This window comes from Paraburkholderia sp. RL18-101-BIB-B (genome assembly GCF_046026985.1).
Taxonomy (GTDB): domain Bacteria; phylum Pseudomonadota; class Gammaproteobacteria; order Burkholderiales; family Burkholderiaceae; genus Paraburkholderia.
Window position 1 is genome coordinate 98769 of sequence record NZ_JARESV010000009.1, and the last position, 26440, is coordinate 125208.

Consider the following 26440-nt stretch of genomic DNA (forward strand, 5'->3'; position numbering starts at 1 on the left):
CGCTGCGTGCCGCTTACAGACTGCATTCATCACGCGGGCGCGAATCCTGCTGCCGCCATTTGTTCAACTGCGCCGACCGGCGCACTGTGGGCCTGGACGCCACGCAGAAATTTGAACGTCGATAAAAGCGGACCGCACAATGAGCAAGAAAAACATCACACGAAACAAGCTGCCTAAAGCGGATGCGCGCCAGGCGTTGTTGATCACGCGCCGCAACGCCAGAATGGCGCGCTCGGCACACGCTTATGTACGCGGCAACACCAGCAAGTTCTACGAATGGCTCGAGGGCATCGAAGGCCATGCTTTGCCGGAGGGTCCCGCGATCTGGATTTGCGGCGATTGCCATACCGGTAATCTCGGACCCGTTGCCGACGCGCAAGGGCGCGTCGAAATCCAGATTCGCGATCTCGATCAAACGGTGATCGGCAATCCGGCCCACGACCTGTTTCGCCTCGGCCTGTCATTGGCGACCGCCGCGCGCGGCTCGGACCTGCCGGGCGTGACGACGGTACGCATGATGGAAGCGATCGCGGACGGTTACGAGCGCGCCTTCGACGACGCCGCGGGCGACGCCGACATCCACGCGGAAAAGCCCGAGGCGGTGCGAGTGGTGATGAGGGAAGCGGTGCGCCGTTCGTGGCGCCATCTCGCGGAGGAGCGCATCGAGGATCTCGAGCCGAGCATTCCGCTCGGCCCGCGCTTCTGGCCGCTCGCGAAAAGCGAGCGGCGCGAGATCGACGCGCTGTTCGAGAAAGGCACGCTGGCGCGGCTCGCCACGGTGCTGCGCGGCGCGGGCGACGAGTCCGCCGTGGACGTGCTCGACGCCGCTTACTGGGTGAAGGGCTGCAGTTCGCTCGGCAGGTTGCGCTATGCGGTGCTGCTCGACATCGACGGCGCGGCGGTGGAGGGCGACGACTTGTGCCTGATCGATATCAAGGAAGCGGCGCAAGCGGCCGCGCCGCGCTATCCCGGCGTGCGCATGCCGCGCGATAACGCGGAGCGGGTGGTGGAGGGCGCGCGGCATCTGTCGCCCTCGCTTGGCGAGCGGATGCGCTCGGCGCGTCTGGCGGAGCGCGCCGTCGTGATTCGTGAACTGCTGCCGCAGGACATGAAGCTGACCATCGAGCAGTTCACCCGCGACGAGGCGATGAAGGTAGCGCGCTTTCTCGCGATGGTGGTCGGCAAGGCGCACGCACGGCAGATGGATAGCGCCGAGCGCAAGGGCTGGCTCACCGAGCTACGCAGAAACCGCTCGAAGACGCTCGATGCGCCGGGGTGGCTGTGGACGGGTATCGTGGAACTGGTGAGCAGCCATGCTGCCGGCTATCTGGAGCATTGCCGGCGATATGCGACCGGTCGCGATGACGGCTGATGCGGTGTGCTCGCGGCGGCGGCAGCCTGAAGCGGGCCGCGCCGTCGTGAGACACGCAAAGGTCAATTCGACAACGACAGATACGGCGAAACAAGCGGCGTGGGCGGGAACGGCTGCAACCCGGTCTGCTTGCTGAAGCTATACCGCACATAGACCGCCGCGAGATACTCGCGATATTCATAAGCATTGCCGAGCGAAGCCGTCGCCCCGAACGCCAGTTGCGGCGCGAGTTGATATTCGCCCACTGCGCTGAGCGAATACGACACGCCGGTCTTGCTTTGGCTCGGGTACTGCGCGTTGCTCTGCACGCTCGTACCGAACTGCGCTGCGTTTCCTACCGCCGAACTCTGCCGGTTGGATCCGTCATTGAGCGGGAAATAATTCGACGCGTCCTGGCGGTAGTGCTGCACTCCGATCGATCCCTTCACGTCGTACGTGAACGCGCCATTACGTCCTGTCCATTCGATCGGCAAGTTCAGAATGACGTATTCCTGCGGGCTGAAGTAGCCCCCCTGGCCATACGTGAAGTACGACAGATTCTTGTTGTAGCCCATCACCGTCGTATTCACGCCGATCGTAAAGGTCTGATCGGCATCTTTCAGCAGGCGCGTGTAGACGCCACCCCCTCCCTTGACGGCGACATTGCCCTGCACGTTATCGCCCTTGTAGTACTGAACCGCCCCGTTCACATACAGGCCGCTCGTGCCGTCGTCCCATGCGAGGCTGGCAAGGCCGCCGGTCGATGTGATGCCACCCCATTCGAGGCCGGAGCCGGCATCGTGCGCACCGGCATAGGACAGCAGACTGTCGGTCACCGCGCGGCGCGCGACGGCCAGCGAATATGACACCTTGTCGGTAATGCCGCCGTTATATTGCGCGCCGCCCACGATGTTGGTCTCGCGGAAGCCGATCGGCGTCACGCCGATATCGCCGCTGATGCTGCGGCCTTCGTAGCCGACCGACAGGCCCACGCCGCTCGCCGTCTGGTTGCCGTAGGTGTTGTTGCCCGCCTTGGCAGCCGCGGTGGACGTGTCGTTCGAAAGGCCGGCGCCGAATCGCGCGAGCGTCGAGACATTGCCGGCGGCCGTGCCGGCATCGAGGGTGACAGGCGTCGCCGTGACGACGACGTGGCCGTTGCCCGCCCGGATGCGCCCCTGGATCGGCGCTTCGATGTCGGTGAGGTTGGACAGGCCGTCCTCGCCGCTGCGGTTACGGAACACGATCCCGCCCGAGATGCTGCTCGACTGCTCGCGGTTGACCTGCGCCAACTCTTCGGCCACGCCGAGCGTTTGCGTGTTCGCCACGTTCGACGGTGCGTAAGTGTTGCCGTTGCCGTTCGCGCCGGGTTGTGCCGGATAGTACGGCTGGGCGTAACCGGTGGGCGGCTGCGGAATGTACGGCTGCTGCTGCGCGTAAGCCTGCTGCGGCGGATACGGCTGGTAAGGCTGTTGCTGTTGCGCCGGATAGGGTTGATAGGGTTGCTGCGCGTAGCCCTGCTGCTGCGGATACGCCTGCTGCCCGTAATAAGGCTGCTGTTGCTGCGGATACCCTTGCTGTTGTCCATACGGCTGCTGCGCGTAAGCCGGCGCATTGCGGCTATTCTTCGACGCGCTTTGTTTCTTGCTGGTCGAGCGCTTCGAACTCGTGCTCGCGCCCGGTGCGCCATACGGTTGCGCTTGCATTGAACCGGCATTGGCCTGCGCTTCGCGCGCGGCCGGCGACATCGGCCAGGGCGTGGCCGCATAACCATCCTGCGCGCCGTATTGCGCTTGCTGCGGATAAGGCGCCTGCTGCGGATAAGCCGGGTTGTACTGCGGAGCCTGCTGCATCGGCGGCATCTGCGCCTGCTGTTGCATCGGCGGCTGTCCTTGCCCCGGATAAGGCTGCAATGGCGCACCCGACTGGCTCGACCCGTAAGTCTCCTGGCCGTAGCCACCCGAGTCGGCGCCACGGCGCGGCGCGTTGTACGGCAGGGCGGCGGGCGCCGGGCTCGGCGCATAAGGCTGCGCCGGCGCGTTATAAGGCGCGACGTAAGGCGCGGGTTGCGTAGGCGGCGGATAGTTCGGCACGGTCTGTGTCGGCAAGGAAGACTGCGAATACGGAAGCGCTGCGCGCGCGGCGTTATAGCCGCCGCCGGCATTGTCGGTGTCGGTCGGCGTGACGGTGGCGGTTTTGCCTTCGAAGGGATTGGTGCCCGGCAGCGGCGTCGCGCCGATCCGGCGCATCGCCACTTCCCAGCCACGCGGCACGTTGCTCGCCGGGCTGCGCGGGACGTTGGCCATCAGCGGCGTGTTGGCGGCGACCAGCGAGCGTTGCAGATAAGTCGACGCGAGCGACAGCTTGCCTTCCGCGCGATACATGCGGCCGACCGTCGCCAGCAAGCCGGGATCGCCGGGCGCCGCGTTCAAGGCCTGCTTCGCGAGCGTTTCGGCATAACTGAACTGCTTCGCGCCGGCCGCGGCGGAGATCGTCGCCTGCAACAGGTTCAGATCGTCGGGCTTGCGTTGCAGCGCGACGCGATAGCTGGCGAGCGCGTTGCGATCGTCGCCGGCGCTCGAATAGAGGCGGCCGAGCGCGGCCTGCAGATCGGGATTGTCGGGCATCGCCGCGAGCCACGGCGCGATCACGTCGTAGGCGCTGGCGAGGTCGCCGCGCTGACGCACCGCATCGCACTGCTTGATGACGATGCCGAGATTCAGGTTGCCGAAGTCGGTGCGTTGCTGCGGCGTCAATTGCATCGACGCGAGTCGGCGCATCACCATGCCGAGTTCGGTTTCCTGCTGCGTGGCGGACAGAATGCCCGCGTATTGCAGCAGCAGATCGGTGTTGCCAGGCGCCGCGTTCATGGCGGCGCGCACGAGTCCGAGCGCGCGGTTCGGGTCGCCGGCCTGGCTGTAAGCGGCGGCGATCACGCCGATCAGTTCGGGGCTGTTGCCCGCGACCGGCTCGGCGGCACGCAGCGTGGCGAGTGCCTGTTGCGTCTGCCCGTTGCGCGCCATGCGCGTGGCGAGATCGGCTTGCTGATGCACCCACAAGCGGTGCTGCAAGGTCGTCATCGCATCGGTGCGCTGCGCGACCGGAATGCGGTCGAGTTGCGCGAGACCCGCGGACCAGTCCTGCGTTTCCGCCGACAGCAACGCACTCGCGTACAACGCGTCGGTCATGTCGGGATGCGCGGCGAGCAGGCCGTCCATCATGCTGCGCGCGTTGGCGACCGCGCCCTGGCGCACGTAGATGCGCGCGAGGTCGAGACGCAGCCACGGATCGTCGGGCGTATTCAGCAGCGCGTCTTCGAAGAGGCTGCGCGCGCTGCCGAGATCGCCGCGCGCTTCGGCCGCGCGCGCTTGCGCGGCCTGCGCTTCGCCACGCAGACGGTTGATGCCGCCGGCCTTCGACTGCTGTTCGGTGTTGAGTTGATTGGCGAACTGCAACGCCTCGTCGCCGCGCCCTTGCGCGGCAAGTGCGCCGACCAGCCCGCGCACCGCGTCGGGGTTGTCGGCCTGGCGGCGCAGCGCCATCCGGTAAGCCTGTTCGGCGCCGCTCGGGTCGCCGTTGGCGAGCAGCATTTCGCCGAGCAGCACCTGCGCGGTGACGTCGGACGGATTGAGCGCGATCGCGCGTTCGAACAGCGACTTCGCCTTCGCGAATTCGCCGTTGCTGCGCGCGCCGATCGCGTCGCTCGTGTAGGTCCAGTAGGTCGCGCTGTCGAGCGCGGTTTTCCAGCGCGCCGGATTGCCGTTGCGCGACGCGCGTTCCAGATAGTTGCGGGCTTCGGCGAAATGTTCCTGCTTCAATGCGGCGATGCCCATGCCGCCGAGCGCATCGGTGTCGTTCGGGCTAGCGGTCAGCACCGAGGAAAATTTCGCGCGCGCCGTCGCCACGTCGTTGCGATCGAGCGCGGCGAAACCGTCGGCGATCGTGCGGCCGCGCGCGTCGACGGCGGCGTTTTCCTGCGAACGTGCGCGCGCTGCGCTGTCCTGCTGGACCATCGAATCGAAGCGCGCCTTGACGGCGGCGTCGTCGGTGGCGGTTTGCAGATAGGCCTGATAGAGCGGGGCGTCGGAGGGCCGCGCGTCGAGCCACAACAGCGCCTGACGCCAGCTCTTTTTCGCCGACGCGGCGACCGTGCTGTCGCCCGCCAGTTTCTGCAACCGCGCGATGCCGTCGCGGCGCGTCACGTCGCGATAGGTCAGATGCTGCGCGTAGGCGAGGGCGTAACGCGGATCGTCGGGGTTGTCGCGCGCGAGTTGTTCGAGACCGCGGCGCGCCTGATCCCAGCCTTGCGGCGTGGCCGAGAGCGCCTGGTAGTATTCGAGTTGCAATTCGGGGGTGGCCGGTTTGCCGCTCAGCGCGCGCTGGTATTCCTGCACCGCGCTCGCGCTTTGACCGCTTTGCGCGAGCCGCCGCGCGTCGTTCACGGTCTGGTCGCGCAGGCTCGATTCGCCGAGGCGCCGGCCGAGTTCATCCAGATTCGGATAGTTCGGCGCGACCGCTTTCAGGCGCGCCAGATATTGCTGCGCGCCGGCGCCGTCCTTGCGGTCGGCGAGCACCATGCCCATGCCGAACAGCGCGTCGGGCTGCTTGGGATCGATGCGCAGCACCTTCTGCCACGCCTGCTCGGCGAGGTCGCCGCGCTGATGCGATTGCCAGTACTTGCCCTGATCGATCAGCACGTTCAAAGGATCTTTCGACGCCTGCGCCAGCGCGTCCGGCGAAACCGTCGCCACGCAACAGACCGCCGTGAGGCTCAGCGCGAGGCGCAATGACAACGCGAGGGCGCTCAGTCGCATGCGTTTCTCCAACTCGGCACGAGACGTCCGGCTTCGTCGAAACGATAGCGGCCGTCGATGAAACCCGTGCCGAACAAGCCCAGCACACGATCGTAGTAAACCGGTTCGCGGCCCGGCACGCTGGTGTCGAGCGCGGCGAGATGCGTGCGCGCGAGGCCGAGGCCGCGCTCGTCGCCGAGCGCCTTGAAGTACGGCGCGAGCGCGCCCCAGTAGCTGAGCGGTCCTTCGCCGCTGGCCGTGCCGGTGGTCGAGGAAACCTTCTCCGGCGGAAAGCCGGTTTGCGCGACGCGGGCGCGCATGCCGCCGAGCGCCGCGAGCCACGGCTTGGCGAGCGGATCGGCGGGCGAGGCGAGGCCAGCCCACAGATAGACGCGGATCGCGTCGTAGCTGCCGGTGTCGCCGTTCTTCGGATCGACCACGAACTGGCCGTTTTGCCAGGCTGCCCAGTCAGGCGCAAAGCCTTGCGGCGCGGTGGTTTTGATGAGCTTGTAGGCGCTGTCGGCGAGCTTGCCCCACGGGCCGCTCGGCATTTCGTGCGCGAGCGAGCGCAGCACCGGCAGCGGCAGATAGCTCGGATTCAGGCGCGTCACGCCGCCGGTTTTGAAGCCTTGCGGTCCGGGCAGCAGCATCGGCCCGACGCCCGGCAAGGTGGTCATTTCCTGACGCGCTATCTGTGTGGCGAGTGCTTCGCCCAGCTGCGTGTAGCCGGTTTCATGCCACAGGCGGCCGGCTTGCAGCAGATCGTAGGCGATCCACAAGTCGGAGTCGGAAGCGGAATTCGGATCGAGCACGCCGTACGAGCCGTCCGCTTTTCTGCCCCATTGCCACGACGGCAGCCGCATGTTTTGCGCGTCGAACTGATTGCCCGCGAGGTTGGTACGGGTCCAGCCGAGCAGCCGGTCGAAAGTCGCGCGGTCGTTCGCGACCAGCGCGAAGAAGAGCGCGTACGACTGGCCTTCTGAGGTGGTTTGCTGCGTCGGCGTGGAATAGTCGATCACGCGGCCGTCGGCCTGCACGAAGCGCTCGACGAACGCGCGATAGCCGCTCCAGTCGCCGCAGGCGCCGGGTGCGGCGGTGGTCTGCGCCACCTTGACGAGATTGGCGAAACTCGCGGACGCCGCCAGCCCGAGCGTCAGCGCCACGCCGATTTTCTTGTTGATTCGAACCCGCATATCAGTCCTATTAGTCCTTCAGGCGGCGCGCGGCGATCGAGCGCAGCGTCCGGTAGAACAGGCCCGCGATGATCAGCGCGGCGAGCACGCCGCCCAGCATCAACAGCAGCGGATGCGACGACAGCGCCCAGCGCAGATACTCCTGCGGCGACAGATGGCCGACGTAATACGCCTCGCCATTCGAAGTGATGGTCACGGTGCGGCCGTGGATCACGGCCATCGCGCCTTGAATCTGCGGCAGCACGTCCGAGTCGAGCAGCGCCGTGGACAGATCGGCGTCCGACTGGCCGGCCGCGCTTACCAGCGCGACGGCGCTGCGGTTCTTTTGCAGCGGCGATTCGAAACCGGTCAGGAGCGCGTCGCCGTTCGAACTCACGAGAGTCAGATCGGCGCGTGCGGGCGTGCGCTCGACGCCGCGTTCGCCATGCCACCAGTCTTCGAGCTTGAAGACGATGTCGGTGAGCTGGAAGGTGCGCGAGTCGCCGTCGCTGGAGAACGGCATCGACTTTGCCCAGCGCTGCAACAACGGCTGCTTGCCCGGCGCGCCGAAGATCAGCAGGTCCTTGTTGGCGAACTTGTCGGCGTCGTCGGCGGTGCCGACCGTGACGCCCGTGACCGGATAACCGGTGGAGGTGCCCATGCGGCCCATGGTCAGCAGATACAGGCTGTAGTCGCTCGAATCGGCGTCGTTCGGCAGGATCACGGCGGTCTCGGAGAGGTCCGCCATGCGCGTGAACGGGAAGCCGCTATTGGCGAACGCGGCCAGATCGGGCAGCGCCATGTAGTGGGGGAACGACGAGAGGTCGATGGTCGAGTTCGGATCGATCGCGCCGACCACGTTGTCGAGCAGACGCCCGTGACATTCGCCGGTATTCGGAATGTCGTAGTAGAAGTGCAGGCGCACCTGCGCGCGCGGCGTCAGCAGCAGCGCTGGAATATGCAGGGTGCGGCGCGCTTCGGCGGTCTTGTCCGGCAGCACGGTGGCGAAGTAATGGCTCAGCTCGAACACGGAAGCGGACTCGGCCGGAATCGGCAGCGCCTGCACGAAGCCGTTGTTCACGCTCACGTTGAGCGACGAACGATCGCGCAGCGGGCGCACCGTGTAGCGGTAGCGCAGATCGATCGGCGCGCCCTTGGTGTGCCACATGAACAGATCGGGCGGCACGCGCAGATTCACACGCACGGCGTCGGCGTCGTAACCGGACACGGTCAGATCGCGCGGATCGGCGAGTTCGCCGAAGCGCACCGGACGGTTGGTGGGCAGCCAGTTCGGCGCGTCGTACGGCGCGCGCGGCGCGAGTTCGTTCAACTGCGTGATGGTCGCGCTTTGGCCCGTCAAGGTGTTCTGGCCGATGCCGAGCGACTTGGCGGCGGTTTTCAGTTCGGCTTCAGTGCGCCCGAGCACGAGCAGCAGCTTGCCGCGCGCCGGCGCCTCGCGATCGACCACCGCGATGGTCGGGCCGGAGATCGCCGGAATGTTGATGCCGGCCGGGCGTTGATCGGAAGTCGCGAATACGACCGCATTGCCCGACAGCGGCGCGTTATCCAGTTGCGCCGGAAACAGCGCGCCGCGATAACCGGCGAGCGCGCCGAACCACGAGGCCACGATGCCGCCCGCTTCGAGCGTGGCATTGCCCGGCTTTTGCGGGAACACGAACGGCAGCTCCAGCCGGCGCACGTCGCGGCGGTCGAAGAACGGTTGCGGCAGCGCGGCCAGATCAGGCTTGCTGGCGAGCGACGCATACGTGAGGTCGAGCGAGCTCGCATTGCTGACGGTGGCCCACAGCGAAGAGTTCGCCGGGTCTTCGCAACTCGTCGTGTAATGGCCGATCAACTGCACATTCAGATGGTTGAACTCGGTGATGAAGCGCGGATCGATCGAGACGTCGCGCGCCACCAGCATGCCGGCCTGTTCGTGCGGCACGGGCAGGGTGGCGGCGACTTCGCCGTTCACCAGCACCTTGAGCTGCGAGATGTTCGCGAGCAGCGCGGGCGAGTAGCTATACACCAGATGCAGCACCGCGCCCGTCACCACTTCGTCGCCGCGCACGGAAAACGCCACGCCGTTCTGGCCGTCGGTGCCGCGCAATTGCAGCGGATCGAGCGCGCCGAGATCGGCGAACGTCAGCGTTTGACGGCGGCCGCCCGGCACGAGCGTGCCCGGCTCGGCGGTGGTCGGCGTCCTGATGCCCAACGCTTTCACCGACGACGCGGCGAGCGCCGGCGTCGGTGTCGCCAGTTGCGGTTGCGCCATCGCGTTCGGATCATAGGGCACGGCCGGACTCGGCGCACTCACACTGCCGACGCCGGTCGCAGCCGGAGCGGCAGGCGTGCTCTGAACGGCACCCGCCGCGCTTGAACCGCCGCCGGCCGCCACGACTTCAGCCGCCGACGCCAGCGGCGCGGCCAGCGCCGTCTGCAAAGCGAGCCAGCACGCGAGGCCGCGCATCAGCCGTTGCGAGCCGGGGCGAGCCACGCGGCGCATCTGCAATCCGGTCCCACTGCGCTCGTGATTCGAGCGTTCGATGTTGCCCTTCGCCATCCAGTTGCACATAGATCAGTCTTTCGTTTTTAGCTTCTTGACGTCCATTGGACGGCTTTTCATCGAACTGCGAAGGTCGGCATAGAGATGCTCGAACAGCCCCGCGATGCCACGCGCGCCGACCGTCAGCACATGTGACAGGCCGCGCAGGGGCGTGTCCTGCTGCCGTCCTTCCGCCCAGCCGGTCCAGGCGTCGGCGCGTGCAAAGGTGGTCTTGACGAACTCGTACTCCTGCTCGCGCGTCATCGCTGAGAAGCGCAGGCCCACGCGGCCTGGCGCGGTGAAGCCGACCGTCGCGGGGAACGCGTATTCCTCGTCGCCGCGAAAGAGGGAGACGGTTACGCGTTCGTGCATCGGCACCTGGATCGCGGCGGGCAGCGCCACGCCGACGCCGCCTTCCGAGTAGTCGATGGTTTCGCAGGCGAGCGTGCGGCCGGTCGAGAACTTGAGCATCACGGGCATCTGCATCGCCACGCGGTGCACCGCGCGAATCTGCCGGCGCTCGCTCGCGGCGGCCACGCTCGCGCCGAGAATCAGCATGTTGTACGTGGTCCAGCCGAGGTTGAGGATCGTGGTTTGCACCACGCTGCGCACATGCCAGTTGAAATAGATGTGCACGACGCCCACGCAGAAGCCGATCAGGTTCAGCAACAGCAGGAACAGATAGGGCCGCGAGATTGCCCAGTCGAAATAGTTCTTCTCGATCTGGCCGCCCTTGGCCGTCACGTTGAACTTGCCGAGCTTCGGGTTGATCAGCGCGAGCAGCGTCGGCGCGGTGATGTACGAGGCCAGCACCGATTCATACACTTCGGCCCAGAACGAATGGCGGAACGAGCGCTGCATGCGCGAGTTGGTGATGCTCGCGTGCATCATGTGCGGCAGTGCGTAGATCGCGATCGTGCTGGCGGCGGCTTCGATCACGTGCGCGCCGAAGAACAGATACGACAGCGGCGCGGTCAGGAACACCAGACGCGGGATGCCGTAGAAGAAGTGCATCATCGCGTTCAGATAGCACAGGCGCTGGCCGATTTTCAGGCCCTTGCCGGTGAGCGGATTGTCGATCCGGAAAATCTGCGTCATGCCGCGTGCCCAGCGAATCCGCTGGCCGATGTGGCCGGAGAGACTTTCGGTGGCCAGCCCCGCGGCTTGCGGGATCGCCAGATACGCGGTGGTGTAGCCGAGACGGTGCAGCTTGAGCGCCGTGTGCGCATCTTCAGTCACGGTCTCGACCGCGATGCCGCCGATCTCCTCGACCATGGTCCGGCGCAGCAACGCGCACGAGCCGCAGAAGAACGTGGCGTTCCACAGATCGTTGCCGTCCTGCACGAGGCCGTAGAACAGTTCGCCTTCGTTCGGCACCTTGCGGAAGGTGCCGAGATTGCGCTCGAATGGGTCGGCGGAGAAGAAATGGTGCGGCGTTTGCAGCATCGACAGCAGCTTGTCGCGCAGGAACCAGCCGAGGCCGATCTGCAGGAACGAGCGGGTCGGAATGTGATCGCAGTCGAAGATGGCGAGGTATTCGCCGCTGGTGATCTTCAGCGCTTCGTTGATGTTGCCGGCCTTGGCGTGGCGATTGTGCGTGCGGATCGTCCAGTTGACGCCGACCTCTTCGCAGAACGCCTTGAACTCGGGGCGGCGGCCGTCGTCGAGCACGTGGATCGAGATCTTCTCGGCCGGATAGTCGAGCGCGAGCGCGGCGTAGATGGTCGGCTTCACCACCGAGAGCGGCTCGTTGTAGGTCGGAATGAACACGTCGACGGTCGGCCATTGGTCGCGCGAGGCGGGCAGCGGCATCGGCGTGCGCTTGAGCGGCCAGGCGGTCTGGAAGTAGCCGAGCAGCAGCACGATGGTCGAATAGACTTCGGCGGCCACCAGCAGCAGGCCCCAGCCGGCGTCGAGCGGATGTTCCCAGTACGTGGTCGCGGTCAGCCGCCAGTACATATAGCGGCCCGAGGTCACCACCGACAGCATGATCATCACCATCGTCGCGTACCGGCCTTGCAGGCGGCGGAACATCAGCGCGGTCACGAAGCAGCAGGTCGCGAACGTCAACTGTTCGTAGAAGGCGAGCGGCACGGTGAACACGAAGTACAGCATCACCAGCGCGAACAGCGTGACGAGTCCGGTGACGATGCGGCTGTTCCAGAAACGCGCGTCGACGAAGCGTTCGAGCCGCGAAGGCTCGGCGGGCTCGAGACCCGGCGATGGAGTCGTGCTCATGCGACGTTCCTCGGCGAGACGGCGATCGCGTCGAGCGCCGCCAGCAGCCACGCGCCACACGATTTGAAATCGGCGGCCGCCTGGCTGAGTGGATCGTAGTGAATCAGCGTGGTGTCGCACGCGAGCGCTTCGCTCACGCCTTCGTCGAGATGGATCACGCCGGGGAACAGCTTCGCGCCGAGCATCTGGCGCAGCACCTTGAGGACGTCCTTGGTCAGTTGGCGCGACTGGTCGATCTGGTTGATCACATAGCCTTCGCCGCCGAACTCGGCGCGCGGCGCCGCGTAGGTTTCGATCAGCCGCTCCATCTGCGGAATCGCGGCGTACGACGCGGCGTCCGCGAGCACGACGTTCAGCGTGAAGGTGGCCGCGCACAAGGCGGTGCGGACATAGGCGGACGAACCCGGCGGCGTGTCGATGATCACGATGTCGGATGCATCGAGGCGCAGGTTCTGCAACGACTGCGCGAGCCAGCGCGGCTCCTGGTCGATATGCGCTTCGAAGCGGCGGCGGTCGTCTTCGAGTAACGCGCCGTAGGGCAGCACGGTCACGCCGTCGACGCCGTCGAACATTACCGATTGCCACGGGTCGCCCGTCAGCGTGGCGCGCGACAAACCGTCGATGCTGTCGAGCGGCACGCCGAAGTGCAGACGCAGCGCGTTTTGCGGGTCGAGGTCGAGCGCGATCACGCGCCGGCCGCCGGCGGCCAGCACGGAAGCGAGATTGGCGGCGAGGGTGGTCTTGCCGACCCCGCCTTTGGCGGACACCACCGCGATGACTTTCATGAGCGACGAGGGCCGTTGATCAGCCACGAGTTGGAGGTGGCGGGCGTGGCGGCGCGCGCGGCGCCGGCCGGTGCTGCGGTGGGTTGAGCGGGTGTGCCGCGCAGGCGGTCGAAGACCGCTTGCAACGGCGCGGATTCGCCACGGGTCGCGGCCGCTTGCGGCGGCGGAGGTGCGGATGCGGGTTCCGGCGCGAAGAGCTTGCCGAGGATCGAAGCGGGTTGCGTTGGCGCGGCGGGTGCGGTTGTTGCGGTTGTTGCGGTTGGTGCAATCGGCGCGGTCGCAGTCGTGTAAGCACGCGCCGGCGCCGGAGTTTGAGTCCAACTCGGCACGGCGGACGAAACCGTTTGCATCACTGGCGGCCGTAAAGGAATGGCGGCGGCCTGGACGGCTTGAGGCGCGGAAGCGACCGGCGCAGTCTGAGCCGGAGCAACAGCCGGCGCGGCTTGTGCGGCCACCGGCGCGACGCCTTCCACTCGGGCGGCGCCGACTGCTGCTTGCGACGTCGCGTCATCTTTCGATTCGAGCTCGCCAAAGCGCGACGCGCCTTTCGGCGCGGTCGCCGGCGCGGCCACGGCAACCGGCGGAATGTCTCGCCGATGCGAACGGGTGAACAGCGGCGCTTTCGCGCGTGTCACGGAGGCCGCATCTTTCGGCGTGGTGTCCTGACGATCGACGGCTACCGGCGCTTCGACCGTGAGCGGCTGAGGCTTGGCCTCGCGACGCTGCCCGATTGCGGGAATCGTCGGCTGGGTCAGATCGAGCGTCACTAGTAGCGGCCAGCGGGTGCGCGCCGAACGCGCTTCGTTTTCGCGGCCGATTTCCTGGTACGCGCTGGCGTCACCGCCAAAATGATCGAAAAGTTTTTCGATGTCGCTCGATGAGCTCATAGTGCCGCCGTCTTGTTCATACCTACCCTTGCCCCGATCCCGACTTGCGTTCGCGGCCCTGAAACGCTGGTCCTGCCTGTTCCGCTACTTCACTGCTACTTCACGCGCACCGGTCTGGCGCGTTTCTCTACGGCTCATTGCTACCGTGTCCATTCACAAACGCGGCCCACCAATCCAGGCCACATGTTCATCAACGTGCGGCGTTCAAACAGGATGACGTCCCAGACGGAACTCGATCGCGGTGTCCTCGCTGTACCCACTCGTTTGCGCGACCGACAAGCCTTGCGCGCCCAACGCGCTCAACCAGGTCTGATACACGCCTTCGAGAAACGCCGGCGTCCATGCAAGCGCCGTGCCGCCGAATGCCTGCAACGGCGCGCAGTAGTGAACGATGCGCAATGACTCGGGTTCGTCCGCCAATTCGACGTAGCCCCAATCCATCTCATGCCAGTACAGGTTCAAGGTTCGCGCGAGTTCGGCGGTGGAGTCGCAGGCGGGCAGCGGATGCGCCGCCGCAAACCGGCTGCCGACGCGATGCATCAATTGGCGCAATTCGTCGCGGCCTATCTGCGCTTCGAATTCGGTGGCCAAGGCGGTCAGCATGCCGCGCCACTGCGGCGAGATTTGGCGTTCCAGCAGGTAATCGAGAATTGGGACCATGTTTTCCGGGGAATGGCCGTTGCTTCAGCCGCATAAGAAGTCGGAGCCCCACGGCCGGGTGCAAGGAAAAAGTGTTGCGGGAAATCGCGTATTGCACGCGGCCTAGGTTAGTTTTACCGGGTTGTCTAGTCTGTCCACCACACTTCGAAGCAGTCTACTTAAGACATTAACTTTTAGCCACTTTCCATTCGTCTGTTTATACGCGCAATCGATTGCGATGGATGCATTTTCGATTAAGTAATTTTTGCTGCTCGATTCGCCGGTTGGCTTATCCAACGTGGATGTCCGGTAAGAATGCTTCCGTCGTGACTCTATTAACGGCGCGTTTCCGCAGCTGATTTAACGCTTTCGTTTCGTGATAAATGCAACGCTTGGCGATCGCGCGCAAGCAGCGCGATCACTGCCCGTCGGTAAGTCTTTCTAAATCTTTCGCGGTGCTTGCGTGCCCATTTTTTGCGCGAGCCGCTAAGCTTGCGAACTTGCAGCGGGTTGCACACAGAAAAAGCACGTGCGTACGTGGCGCATGTTCACGATGCCGTTTGATTCAATTCACTTCAATGCTCAATCCACTCAGTATTCTTCTGGTCACCGTGTTGTCGAGCGCCATGGCGATGGCCGTGCTCGGCTCGTTGTGGCGCGCGGCGATTCCCGGCGTCGGTTACTGGATCTCGGCCAACGCGATCGCGATCGTCGCGCTGCTCGCTTTCGCCTTGCAAGGCCATGCGTCGCGCTGGCTGACCTTCGTGGCGTCCAACTTGTTGCTGGCGGCTTCGCTGCTGCTGGTGGTCGAAGGCTGTTTGCGCTTTCTGGGGCGCCGCGCGCGACCGTGGCCGGCTTACGCCGGCCTCGTCGTCGTGCTGTTCGGCATCTCGTACTGGACCTTTGCCGCGCCGAACTTCAACGCGCGCGTCGCACTGGTGTCGGCATTTCATGCGGGCCTTTATGCCGCGCTTGCCGTGATCATGCTGCGCGGCCGTCCTGCGAACCGGCCGCGCTACAGCTATTACTTCCTCGCGGTGGCAGGCGTCCTGCTATGTGCCGGGCATACTTCGCGCGGGCTCATGTACGGCTTCGGTTTGCTGACGCAGACCGGGCTCCTGCAAGTGTCGCCGTCCAACATCGTATTTCTTGCGCTCGGCATTCTTGCGCCGCCCTGTCTTTCGATCGGCGTGGTGATGCTGGCACACGACCGCCTCGCCGAACGGCTCGAACGGCTCGCCAATGTCGACGACCTGACCGGCGCGCTATCGCGCCGCGCGTTTCTCGCGATCGGCGACGCGCTGCTGAACGCGTCGCTGCGGACCCGCTCGCCGGTGGCACTGGCGATCATCGACATCGACTCGTTCAAGGCGGTCAACGACAACTACGGCCACGCCGCCGGCGATCAGGTGCTGAACCACTTCGCCACGTTCGTCGCCCGCAACCTGCGGGTCGGCGATGTGTTCGGCCGGCTGGGTGGCGAGGAATTCGGCGTGCTATGCCCGGCCACCGGCACCGCTGAAGCCGTGAAACTGCTCGACCGCTTGCGGGCCCGGCTCGCCGGGGCCGCGCCGGACGAGTTGCCGCGTGGGCTGCGCTACACCTTCAGCGTCGGCGTGGACCAGCTGCGGCGCGATGAATCGCTCGCTCAACTGATGGCGCGCGCGGACGGCGCGCTGTATGCCGCCAAGGCGTCGGGTCGCAATCGCGTGATGGCGGCGTAGGGCGGAGGGGCCGGGAACGACAATCTTCGTTCTATTTGTGTGGAAGGCATAAATATTTATCAGACATTTGCCGATATCCATTGGCAGAGTGACCGGAACCAGCCTGATACCTATCAATATGCTTTCCAGCTCAACGCAGCACCCGTCCGACACCGGTTTGCGCGATCGCTTCCACCGGCGCTCGCTCGAACATCAGCGTCCGCTGTCCACCATGACCATGGCGTTCACCGTGGTCGCGTTCCTGTGCTTCATCGGGGCGCGCAATCTCGTCGACGGCCCGGCCGCGCCGCTCGCCTACCGGCTCGCGTGCGCGCTGCTGCTCGGCTTACTCGTGCTGGCGATTCCGCGCACAAAGTCGACGTGGACCTTCGGCTTCATCGGCGTCGCTTACTCGCAGGTGCTGCTGGTGGGACTCGCGGTGAACATCGCCGGTGTCGCGCAGCCGCTGCTGTGGACGCTGCCCGCGATGGTCGTGATCCCGATCTGCGCCGCGCCACTGTGGCTCACGCCCGCCCACTTCATCACCGGCAGCGTGCTCTTCTATACGACGGCGTTCGCGCTGCTGTTCGGCGCGCCGCTGCCGCATGACGTCGATACCGTCGTGTGGATGTGGATCGTGGCGATCGGCGTGCCGACTTCCGCGGTGTTTCATTTCGGCTTCTACCGGTTTCGCCGCAACCACTTTCTGCTGGAGAGCCAGCTCGCGCAACTCGCCGCGACCGACCCGCTGACCGGCCTGCAAAACCGCCGTGCGTTCGTCAAGCAGGCCGAGCGCCGCCTCGACACCGTCACGCCGGATACGCGGATCAGCGCGATCTTTCTCGACATCGACAACTTCAAATCCTTGAACGACCGCTTCGGCCATGCGATCGGCGACCACGCGCTCTATCAGGTCGCCCAGGTGCTGATGGAAGAGATTTCCGCGGACGACAGCGTGAGCCGGATCGGCGGCGAGGAATTCGCGCTGTTGCTGCGCGACAGCCTCACGGGCGCGCTTCATGTGGCCGAACGGCTGCGCCATGCGATTGCAGCGATCGAGCGGCCGGACGGCCGTCTGACCGCGAGCTTCGGCGTGGCGGAGCACCGCAGCGGCGAAAACATCATGGTGCTGCTCGATCGCGCCGACGAAGCCTTGCTGCGCGCCAAGCACTCGGGCAGAAACCGGGTGTGCGCCGAGCGCGCGCTGCCGCGCGAAGCGCTGCAACTGCTGGCCGACGACGGATCCGACGAGAGCGGGGCGGCAGTGCGGCGGCATCGCTGGGAGGAGTACTACCTCACGTCGCATTTCCAGCCGCTCTACAGTCTGTCGCATCAGAAGCAGGTGGGCTTCGAGGCCTTGCTGCGCGGCGAGCAGGACGACGGCACGCTGGTGCCGCCCGCGGTGCTGTTCGCGCCCAGGCCTTCGAGCGACGAAGGCGCGCTCGACCGCGCGAGCCATGTCGTGCATCTGGCTCATGCGCGCAAGTCGCTGCCGGACGACGCGTGGCTCTTCCTCAACATTCTGCCGGCCACGTTCATTGCCGAAGGCTATGCCGATCAACTGGCGAAGATCGTGCGGGCCGTGGGGCTCGAACCTGAACGGGTGATTCTGGAGATTCTCGAATCGCACGGCGGCAGCGTCGACGACATGTCGCGGGCGGCGGCGTTGTACCGCAAGCACGGCTTCCTGATCGCCGTCGACGATTTCGGCGCCGGCCAGTCGAATCTCGACCGCCTGTTCAGGATTCGCCCGGACCTCGTCAAGCTCGACGGCGAACTGATTCGCGCGACGGGCCACGGCACCGAGCAGCCAATTCTGCCCAAGCTCGTTTCGCTGCTGCACCTCGCGGGGATGCTGGTGGTCGTGGAGGGCGTGGAGACCACGGAGGAACTGATTCTCGCGGTGGAATCGAATGTGGATTTCGCGCAGGGCTATCTGCTCGGGCGGCCGGCTAAGGAGATCGCGCCTCCAGAGTCGGTGCATCGGCGTATCGACGAAGCTTTCGATGTGATCGCCCAAGGGCGGGCGCATCAGTACGCGTTGTTCGAAACCGAAGTGGAGCCTTACCGGGTCGCCTTGCGGCTCGCCGCCGATGCGTTGCTGGCCGGCGTGGCCATGGAGGAGGCGTTCGCTTCGCTGGCGAGGTTCGAGCGCTGCATCAGCTGTTTCATCCTCGACGACTCGGGCAGGCAGATCGGTCATGAGGTGCAGGGGCCGGCCTGGAGCACGGACGGGGCGTCGCTGCAACCCGTGGCGAATCCGCGCGATGCGCGCTGGGATCATCGGCCGTATTTCCGCAATGCGGTGTTGTTGCCGGGCGTGGCGGTGTCGAGTAATCCCTATCTGTCGCTGGCCAGCGGCAGGCCGTGTATCGCGGTGACGCTGGCGCTGCAGTTCGCCGCCGAGCGATCCGTGATCGGTGTGGAACTGGACTGGTCGGCGTCGGGCTTGCCGTGGCCCGCGGGGGAATAGGGCGTTTCCCGCGCCGCGGCCCCGCGTGTTTCCGCTGAACGGATTCCTTCAATACCCGCCCTTTGGCGACGCCGCCAGCGCTGCGGTCGTTTTATACGACCCCGCCAGATCCGCCGCCGCGCGGCTCAGCAAACCCGTGTCCGTGCCGACCGCCACGAAGGTCGCGCCCGCTTCGAGATAGTCGGCGGCAATCGCGGGATCGGGCGCGAGCACACCTGCCGCTTTGCCCGCGCGCCGCACGGTCTGGATGCCGTTGCGAATCGCTTCCCGCACAGTGGGATGGCCGGGTTTGCCCAGCAGTCCCATCGACGCGCTCAGGTCCGACGGACCGAAAAACACGCCGTCGACGCCGTCCACTGCCGCGATCGCCGGCAGATTTTCCATGCCCTGCACGGTCTCGACCTGCACCAGCACGCACAACTCGTTTGCCGCCGTGGTCAGGTAATCCGGTATCCGGCTCCAGCGCGACGCGCGCGCCAACGCACTGCCCACGCCGCGAATGCCTTGCGGCGGATAACGCGTGGCTGCAACCGCGTCGGCGGCCTCGTCGGCGGTGTCGATCATCGGCAGCAACAGGGTCTGCGCGCCGATGTCGAGCAATTGCTTGATCAACGCGCTGTCGCTGCGCACCGGACGCACCACCGGATGCGATGCATACGCGGCCACCGCCTGCAATTGGGCGAGCGTGCTGCGCACGTCGTTCGGCGCATGCTCGTTGTCGATCAGCAGCCAGTCGAAACCGGCGGTGGCCAGTAGTTCGGTTACGTAGGCGTCGGCGAGCGCGGCCCACAGGCCGAATTGCGGCTTGCCTTCGGCGAGTGCGCGCTTGAATGTGTTTTGCGGTAGTGACATGGCGTGTCGACTCGAATGAGCTCAGATGAAATTCAAACCGATGCCGCCCAACGGACCGTAGTCGACGTGGAAGGTGTCGCCTGCGCGCGCGGGGATCGGACTGGTGAAGGAGCCGCTCAGGATCACATCGTTCGCGTTGAGCGTTTCGTCGAATTGGGCGATCTTGTTGGCGAGCCAGGCAACGCCGGTGGCCGGATGATTCAGCACCGCCGCCGCGAGGCCGCTTTCTTCGACCGTGCCGTTCTTGTAGAGCAACGCGCCGACCCAGCGCAAGTCGACATCCAGCGGACGCACGGGACGTCCGCCCAGCACGATGCCCGCATTCGCCGCGAAGTCCGAGATCGTGTCGTAGACCTTGCGCGGCGCCCTGGTTTCGCGGTCGAACTGTTCGATGCGCGCGTCGATGATTTCCACCGCCGGGCTCACGTAAGCGGTTGCGTCCAGCACGTCGAACAGCGTGACACCGGGGCCCTTCAAGGGTTTGCTCAACACGAACGCCAGTTCGACTTCCACGCGCGGTGCAATGAAGCGGTCCGCGCGAATATCCTGGCCGTTTTCGATGAACATGCTGTCGAGCAGAGGCGCGTAGTCGGGTTCGTCGATCTGCGACGAACGCTGCATCGCGCGCGAGGTGAGGCCGATTTTGCGGCCCTTGATCACGTGGCCTTCGGCGAGCTTGAGCTTGACCCATTCGCGTTGAATCGCGTAGCCGTCCTGCACGGTCATCTGCGGATACGCGGCGGAGAAGTGGCGCAGTTGCGTGCGCGTTTTCTCAGCGTGGTCGAGTTGTGCCGCGAGGTCTCGGATAGTCTGTTCGTCTAGCATGATGGATTCTCTCAGTGCCGCTACTCAGCCATCAGGCGCGCGTGCAAGTTGTTATGTTTCCAGGTACCGGCTTCGCTGAATTCATTGATCTCCAGCGACAACGCCAGACCCTTCTGTGCGAATTCAGTGGCGAAGTGCTGCTTGATCAGCGCGAATAGCGCGTCGCCGGTGGCCTTTTTCGCGGCCTCGGAACGGCCTGCGCCGATCTTCAGATTCGCATGCAGGAACGCGGCGTCAGCGCGTCCGTCGGCGATGCAGTACTGTTCGCAGCGCAGCGCGCGCACGCGGATGCCGCCGAGCGGATAGACGCGCTGTTCGTTCTCGCGTTGCGCGTCGAGGCCCCGCGCGAGCGCGTGGCACAGTTGACCGATACTTTCTTCGCCGGCGAGATTGGCGCTGTATTCGAGTGTCAGATGCGGCACAGTGATCTCCTTCCTTGGAACTCAGGCGGGCAGGGGCGTAACGGGGAAGATCGCGTTGATCTGGCCGGTGCCCGAACTGCCGAAGTAGGGCGTGACGACTTCCACCTTGCCGTCGTAACGATCCCAGCCGAGCGCGCCGAGCAGCATCGCGGTGTCGTGCATGCCGCCTTCGCCCCAGCACTTTTCGTTATAGAGCGGCAGCATCTCGCAGAAGGTTTTCCAGTCGCCGGCTTCCCACAGTTCGACCACCCTGCGGTCCATCTGCTCGAGAAACGGACTCCATACCTTGTGCATGAACTGCTCGGCCGTGCCGTTGTTGGCGAAGTGGTGGCTGAGCGACCCGCTTGCCAGAATCGCCACGGTGCCGTCGTAGTGCTCTTCAATAGCCTTGCGCACCGCGAGGCCGAAGCGCGCGCTGGTGTCGAGGTCGTGCCACATGCACCAGCCTGCGACCGAGACGGTTTTGAAATGCTGATCGCCATTCATGTAGCGCATCGGCACGAGCGTGCCGTATTCGAGTTCGAGCGTGGTCTCGCTGTGCGCGCGGCTTTTCACGCCCATTTCGTTGGCGACTTCCGCGATCAGGTTGCCGAGGCCGGCATTGCCCGGATACGCATACGGCATGTTCTTGATGAAATGCGGCAGTTCGTTGCTCGTATAGACGCCTTCGAAATTCGGCGCGCAGTTGATGTGGTATTCGCTGTTCACGAGCCAATGCACGTCGAACACGACGATCGTATCGACGCCCAGCTCGCGGCAACGCCGGCCGATTTCATGATGGCCGTCGATTGCCGGTTGTCGGCAGCCTTTATGCGGACCGTCGAGTTCGGACAGATATAACGACGGCACGTGTGTGACTTTTGCTGCCAATGCGAGTTTGCCCATCGCGGTCTCCAAGTCTGCTGCCGCGCGGCGCATGAGGCGCTCGCGCTGAAAACGCACCGGCGCTTCATGCGCCGGCACCGATGGTTCAAACGCCCCAGCGCGGAATGTGATGTGAGCCTAGCGATACGCAAACATTCTTCGGTTCGAGGAACACTTCATAGCTCCATGTGCCGCCTTCACGGCCCACGCCCGATGCCTTGGTGCCACCGAACGGCTGGCGCAGATCGCGCACGTTCTGGCTGTTGACGAAACACATGCCGGCTTCGACGGCGGCGGCGACGCGCAACGCGCGGCCGCTGCTCTCGGTCCAGATGTAGCTCGACAGGCCGTAGGAGATATCGTTGGCGAGTCTGATCGCGTCGGCTTCGTCGTCGAACGGAATCAGGCAGGCGACCGGGCCGAAGATCTCTTCCTGCGCGATGCGCATGCGATTGTCGACATCGACGAACACGGTGGGCTGCACGAAGTTGCCTTTGCGCATGGCGTCGGGCAGCTCCGGCATGTCGAGGCCGCCGCACGCGAGCGTCGCGCCTTCTTTCGGGCCAAGTTCGATGTAGCTGCGCACCTTCGCCAAATGGCCCTGACTGATCATGGGGCCGACAATGGTGCTGTCGGACAGCGGATCGCCCACGCTCAACCGCTTTGCACGCTCGATGAAACGCTCGGCAAAGCGCGCGTAAATAGAGCGTTGCACGAGAATGCGCGAACCCGCCGTGCAGCGTTCGCCGTTGTTCGAGAAGATCATGAACACGGCGGCGTCGAGCGCGCGCTCGAAATCGGCGTCGTCGAAAATGACGAAGGGCGACTTGCCGCCGAGTTCCATCGAAAACTTTTTCAGCCCCGCGGTTTGCACAATGCGGTTGCCGGTCGCCGTCGATCCGGTGAACGACACGGCATGCACGTCCGGATGCGCGACGAGCGGTTCACCGGTGTCCTTGCCGAAGCCGTGCACCACGTTCAGCACGCCGGCCGGAATGCCGGCCTCGAGCGCGAGGTTGCCGAGCATCGCGGCCGTGAGCGGCGAGAGTTCGCTCATCTTCAGCACCGCGGTGTTGCCGAACGCGAGACAGGGCGCGACTTTCCAGGTGGCCGTCATGAACGGCACGTTCCACGGCGAGATCAGCGCGCACACGCCAACCGGATGGAATAGCGTGTAGTTCAGATGTGTATCGGTGGGATACGTATGGCCGTCGACACGCGTGCACATCTCGGCGAAATAGGTGAAGTTGTCGGCGGCGCGCGGTACGAGCTGCTTGCGCGTCTGCGAGATCGTCTGGCCGGTGTCCTTCGTTTCGGTCTCCGAGATCTCCGACACGTTCTTCGCGATCAGTTCGCCGAGCTTGCGCACCAGCTTCGCGCGTTCCGCGGCGGGCTTGCCGGCCCAGGCGGGAAACGCGTCTTTGGCGGCGCGCACGGCGGCGTCGACTTCTTTCTCGCCGCCTCGCGCGACTTCGGCTAGCACTTCCTGGGTGGCCGGATTGACGGTTTCGAAGTAGTCTTTCGTCGCGCCGGTCTTGCCGTTGATCAGATGTTCGATTCGCATTGCCTTGTCCTTTCTCTTTTTTGATCCCATGCACCGCACCCCGATCAGGCGCGCTTGAAGTCCGCGTCGGATGCAATCGTATTGACGAGACGGCCCAGGCCGTCGATTTCGCAGATCACTTCGTCTCCCGCGTTGACGTTGACGACGCCTTCCGGCGTGCCGGTCAGGATCACGTCGCCGGGCGCGAGCGTCATGAAGCTGCTCAGGTATTCGATCAACGCCGGGATGTCCGTGACGAGATCGCGCGTGTTGCCGTGTTGCTGACGCATGCCGTTCACGAACGTGCGCAATTCGAGTTGCGTGACGTCTTCGATATCGGCGGCGTCGACGAACCAGGGGCCGAGCACCGTGCCGCCGTCGCGATTCTTCACGCGCAGGTTCGGACGGTAGTAGTTTTCGAGGTAGTCGCGGATCGCATAGTCGTTGGCGATCATGTAGCCCGCCACGTATTGCATGGCGTTTTCGCGCTTCACGTTTTTCGCGGTTTGACCGATCACCACCGCCAGTTCGCACTCGTAGTGCATGAAGGTGACGTCGGCGGGGCGGCGCGTCACGCCGCGATGACCGACCACCGTGCCCGGTCCCTTGAGAAACACGAGCGGCTCTTCCTGCTTGTTGAACTGCAATTCCTTTGCATGCTCAGCGTAGTTCAGGCCGAGTGCGAAGATCGTGCCGACTTCGATCGGCGCGAGCCACACCACTTCATCCTCGCGACGCACGCGGCCATCCGCGAGGCGCACGCCATCGGCGTCGGGATACGCTTCGTGAATCGCGCCAGCATACGCAACACGGCCGCGCATCATGGCTGTTCTCCTTCTTTTTCTTCGGCGCCGACGAACGACACCGTGAGCGGCGGCATCGCGCCGATCGATAGCGTGGCCGTGTCGCCGATATGCGCGACAGGCGAACCATGCGGCACGCCGAGCGTGATGACGTCGCCCGCACTAAGCGTCATGAAATCGGTCACGTCCGCGAGCAGTTGCGCCACGTTGCGCACCGATGACGCGGTGCTCGCCGTGAACGCCTCCCGTGACCCGAGTTGAACCCGGATCGCCAGATAGTCCGGCGTCGCGACATGACGCGCCGCAACCACGGCCGGTCCGACGACGCAGAAACCGTCACGCGCCCGGAACCGCACCGATGGCCGGTACACGCTCGCATGCGGCACGCTGAGATCGGCGACCAGCGTATAGCCGGCGATGTAGTCGAACGCCTGCGCCACGCTAACCCGTGTTGCAGTGCGGCCGATCACGATGCCGAGCGACGCGCCGACTTCCACGCCCAACGCATCGTCCGGCACGACGACCCGCGCGCGATGCCCGGCGAGCGTATTGCGCGGCTTCAGATAGAGCACCGGCGCTTTCGGCGGCGCTTTATATGGCGCGGCGTGCACCGCGTCGCCCAGCGCATCGAGCGCGGCGCGGTCGTTCAGCAAGGTTCCATAGACAGCGCCGCCAACCGGCGCGCGGCAGGCCGTGCCGCGTGCGAGCAGCGCGGCCGCGGTGCGCGCATCCACGTCGCGTGGCAACGCTTCGCCTTCGGGATGCAGCAGATGATCGGCTAGTGCAAACATAAATTAGCTGTCTCTCGGCAAAAACACTAACATGTTAGTAGTATTGCGCTTGATATCATCCATGGTCAATAGCCTGTCGGCTGATCGCGGGTTTTCCCTTAAGCTTCGACGGCTGCTTTTTAATCATCTTCCAACATGTCCGCTTCCGCCTCGACCCGAGTTTTGCACCGCAACCTGCCGATGTTGTTGCTGCGCGCCAGAGAAAAAATGATGGAGCGGTTTCGTCCGTTGATTACCGCACATGGATTGACCGAACAGCAGTGGCGCGTGATTCGCGCGCTCAACGAGCACGGTCCGATGGAGCCGCGCCACATTTCCGATATCTGCACGATTTCGAGCCCGAGCATGGCCGGCGTGCTCGCGCGCATGGAGAGCATGGAACTGGTGACCAAGGAGCGTTTCGCCGAAGATCAGCGGCGCGTGCTGGTGTCGCTGACCGATACGAGCGTGGAATTGGTGCGCGTGATTTCGAAGGATCTCGAAGCGCATTACCGCGAACTGGAGCGCAAGGTGGGACCGGAGATCGTCGAGCGCGTGTATCGCGCGGTCGACGATCTGCTGGCGGGTCTGGAGGAAGAGGACGAGTGATGTAGCGGTTCAGATGCTCGCTTCACCAGCCCTGAAAGCGCCGCCACTCTACACTGTTGCCGTCCGGCGCCACCGCGTGATACTCGGGAAACTGCGCGCCGGTGGCGCACGCGTGATTCGGCAGAATGCGCAGTTTCATGCCGATCGGGAAGCGCTGCGTGACATCGTCGGCGGCGTCCGCGTTTTCAACTATCGGCGACAGAATGCCGTGCTCCTGGTTGGCGCCGCTGACCACGTACCCGGGCAGCGGCGTGCCGTTCAGCAAACACGGCTGGCCGTAGCCGAAATCGTGCGACTGCTTCGACGTGCCGCGATCCCGGCTCATCGCCATCCAGCCCGCGTCGAGAATCGCCCAGCCCTTGTCCGCCTGATGACCGATCACGGTGGCGAGCACGCTGAGCGCGATGTCGTCAAGCGCGCACACGCCGATGTTGTGCATGACGAGGTCGAACAGCACATACACACCGGCGCGCACTTCCGTGACGCCCTCTAACTGCGTGGCGGCGAGGGCAGTGGGCGTCGAGCCGACGCTGACCGCCGGGCATGCAATGCCGGCTTCGCGCAACCGCTGGGCCGCGCGCACGCAGCCCGCGCGTTCCTGCTCAGCGAGCGCGGCGAGCGCTTCCGGCGTATCGAGCTCGTAGCTCGAACCGGCATGGGTCATCACGCCACCCACCTTGACGCCGTTCTCATGCAGAATCCGGCCCACTTCGAGCAGCGTGTCCTGTTCGGGTGTGATGCCTGAGCGGTGCCCGTCCGTATCCACTTCGATCCACACCTCGAAGGTTTCGCCGTGCTGATCGCCGTATGCGGCGATTGCGGAGGCGGCCGTCGGATTGTCCACCACGAGCTTCAGATTGCAGCCCTGGCGGCGCAGCGCGAGCGCTCTCGGCAGCTTCGACGGAGCCATGCTGACGGCGTAAAGAATGTCGTCGACACCGGCGGCGAAGAACGCCTCCGCTTCCTTCAACGTGGACACCGTGACGCCGCGCGCGCCGGCGGCGATCTGCGCGCGGACCACGTCGATGCACTTGGTGGTCTTCACGTGCGGACGAAACGCGACGCCGAGCGTGTTCATATGCCCTTGCATGCGCGCGATGTTCCTTTGCATCCGTGCGATGTCGATCAACGCGGCTGGGGTTTCAATCTGGTCGAGTTTCATGCTTTCA

General features: G+C 65.0%; 19 protein-coding genes. 4 read left to right on the forward strand and 15 right to left on the reverse strand.

Annotated elements, in window-relative coordinates:
• Positions 1 to 139 precede the first annotated feature (139 nt).
• Positions 140 to 1372, forward strand: a complete 1233-nt coding sequence (locus tag P0D73_RS16055; protein WP_408432004.1) for a DUF2252 domain-containing protein — start codon at positions 140 to 142, stop codon at positions 1370 to 1372.
• A gap of 62 nt (positions 1373 to 1434) precedes the next feature.
• Here the strand turns inward: P0D73_RS16055 and P0D73_RS16060 are convergent, their stop codons facing one another.
• The 7 genes from P0D73_RS16060 to bcsD form a co-directional block, all read right to left on the reverse strand.
• On the reverse strand, positions 1435 to 6162 hold the full coding sequence (locus P0D73_RS16060) for a cellulose synthase subunit BcsC-related outer membrane protein (protein WP_408432006.1): 4728 nt from the start codon (positions 6160 to 6162) through the stop codon (positions 1435 to 1437).
• Positions 6153 to 7334 carry a cellulose synthase complex periplasmic endoglucanase BcsZ gene (gene bcsZ, locus P0D73_RS16065; RefSeq protein ID WP_408432008.1) on the reverse strand — a complete coding sequence of 394 codons (1182 nt, stop codon included), beginning with the start codon at positions 7332 to 7334 and terminating at the stop codon, positions 6153 to 6155. Before bcsZ ends, P0D73_RS16060 begins: the two co-directional genes overlap by 10 nt.
• 10 nt (positions 7335 to 7344) lie before the next feature.
• Complete coding sequence (gene bcsB, locus P0D73_RS16070) at positions 7345 to 9888, reverse strand: cellulose biosynthesis cyclic di-GMP-binding regulatory protein BcsB (RefSeq protein ID WP_408432010.1); 2544 nt, start codon at positions 9886 to 9888, stop codon at positions 7345 to 7347.
• Positions 9889 to 9891: 3 nt separating this feature from the next.
• Positions 9892 to 12096: a UDP-forming cellulose synthase catalytic subunit gene (bcsA, locus tag P0D73_RS16075; RefSeq protein ID WP_132382499.1), complete on the reverse strand. Its 2205-nt coding sequence runs from the start codon at positions 12094 to 12096 to the stop codon at positions 9892 to 9894.
• Complete coding sequence (gene bcsQ / locus P0D73_RS16080; protein ID WP_132382501.1) at positions 12093 to 12881, reverse strand: cellulose biosynthesis protein BcsQ; 789 nt, start codon at positions 12879 to 12881, stop codon at positions 12093 to 12095. Before bcsQ ends, bcsA begins: the two co-directional genes overlap by 4 nt.
• Complete coding sequence (bcsP, locus tag P0D73_RS16085; RefSeq protein WP_408432012.1) at positions 12878 to 13768, reverse strand: cellulose biosynthesis protein BcsP; 891 nt, start codon at positions 13766 to 13768, stop codon at positions 12878 to 12880. The genes bcsQ and bcsP overlap by 4 nt, the downstream gene beginning before the upstream one ends.
• Before the next feature lie 204 nt (positions 13769 to 13972).
• Positions 13973 to 14428, reverse strand: coding sequence for a cellulose biosynthesis protein BcsD (gene bcsD / locus P0D73_RS16090; RefSeq protein ID WP_132382504.1), 456 nt, complete (start codon positions 14426 to 14428; stop codon positions 13973 to 13975).
• A 557-nt stretch (positions 14429 to 14985) separates the two neighbouring features.
• Here bcsD and P0D73_RS16095 point away from each other — a divergent pair.
• Together P0D73_RS16095 and P0D73_RS16100 are read left to right on the forward strand one after the other, a co-directional pair.
• The gene (locus P0D73_RS16095; RefSeq protein WP_408177120.1) at positions 14986 to 16131 is read left to right on the forward strand and encodes a GGDEF domain-containing protein; all 1146 of its coding nucleotides are present in this window, start codon (positions 14986 to 14988) and stop codon (positions 16129 to 16131) included.
• Positions 16132 to 16249: 118 nt separating this feature from the next.
• Positions 16250 to 18583, forward strand: coding sequence for a diguanylate cyclase (locus P0D73_RS16100; protein ID WP_408177121.1), 2334 nt, complete (start codon positions 16250 to 16252; stop codon positions 18581 to 18583).
• A gap of 48 nt (positions 18584 to 18631) precedes the next feature.
• Here the strand turns inward: P0D73_RS16100 and hpaI are convergent, their stop codons facing one another.
• The 7 genes from hpaI to P0D73_RS16135 all read right to left on the reverse strand — a co-directional run bounded on the left by hpaI (position 18632) and on the right by P0D73_RS16135 (position 24683).
• A complete protein-coding gene (gene hpaI / locus P0D73_RS16105) occupies positions 18632 to 19435 on the reverse strand; it encodes a 4-hydroxy-2-oxoheptanedioate aldolase (RefSeq protein ID WP_408177122.1) in 804 nt (267 codons plus the stop codon).
• A gap of 21 nt (positions 19436 to 19456) precedes the next feature.
• Positions 19457 to 20260, reverse strand: a complete 804-nt coding sequence (gene hpaH, locus P0D73_RS16110) for a 2-oxo-hept-4-ene-1,7-dioate hydratase (RefSeq protein ID WP_408177123.1) — start codon at positions 20258 to 20260, stop codon at positions 19457 to 19459.
• Positions 20261 to 20280: 20 nt separating this feature from the next.
• Positions 20281 to 20682 (reverse strand): 5-carboxymethyl-2-hydroxymuconate Delta-isomerase, encoded by a 402-nt coding sequence (locus P0D73_RS16115; protein ID WP_408177124.1) that lies wholly within the window; start codon positions 20680 to 20682, stop codon positions 20281 to 20283.
• A 21-nt stretch (positions 20683 to 20703) separates the two neighbouring features.
• Positions 20704 to 21567, reverse strand: a complete 864-nt coding sequence (gene hpaD, locus P0D73_RS16120) for a 3,4-dihydroxyphenylacetate 2,3-dioxygenase (RefSeq protein ID WP_408177125.1) — start codon at positions 21565 to 21567, stop codon at positions 20704 to 20706.
• 85 nt (positions 21568 to 21652) lie between these two features.
• Complete coding sequence (hpaE, locus tag P0D73_RS16125) at positions 21653 to 23110, reverse strand: 5-carboxymethyl-2-hydroxymuconate semialdehyde dehydrogenase (RefSeq protein WP_408177126.1); 1458 nt, start codon at positions 23108 to 23110, stop codon at positions 21653 to 21655.
• A 44-nt stretch (positions 23111 to 23154) separates the two neighbouring features.
• Complete coding sequence (locus tag P0D73_RS16130; protein ID WP_408177127.1) at positions 23155 to 23913, reverse strand: fumarylacetoacetate hydrolase family protein; 759 nt, start codon at positions 23911 to 23913, stop codon at positions 23155 to 23157.
• Positions 23910 to 24683, reverse strand: coding sequence for a fumarylacetoacetate hydrolase family protein (locus P0D73_RS16135; RefSeq protein ID WP_408177128.1), 774 nt, complete (start codon positions 24681 to 24683; stop codon positions 23910 to 23912). The genes P0D73_RS16130 and P0D73_RS16135 overlap by 4 nt, the downstream gene beginning before the upstream one ends.
• A 180-nt stretch (positions 24684 to 24863) precedes the next feature.
• Between P0D73_RS16135 and hpaR the strand changes: the two genes are divergently transcribed.
• Complete coding sequence (gene hpaR, locus P0D73_RS16140; RefSeq protein WP_042277081.1) at positions 24864 to 25271, forward strand: homoprotocatechuate degradation operon regulator HpaR; 408 nt, start codon at positions 24864 to 24866, stop codon at positions 25269 to 25271.
• A gap of 22 nt (positions 25272 to 25293) precedes the next feature.
• Here hpaR and P0D73_RS16145 read toward each other — a convergent pair whose 3' ends face one another.
• Positions 25294 to 26433 (reverse strand): DSD1 family PLP-dependent enzyme, encoded by a 1140-nt coding sequence (locus P0D73_RS16145; protein ID WP_408432017.1) that lies wholly within the window; start codon positions 26431 to 26433, stop codon positions 25294 to 25296.
• Positions 26434 to 26440 lie beyond the last annotated feature (7 nt).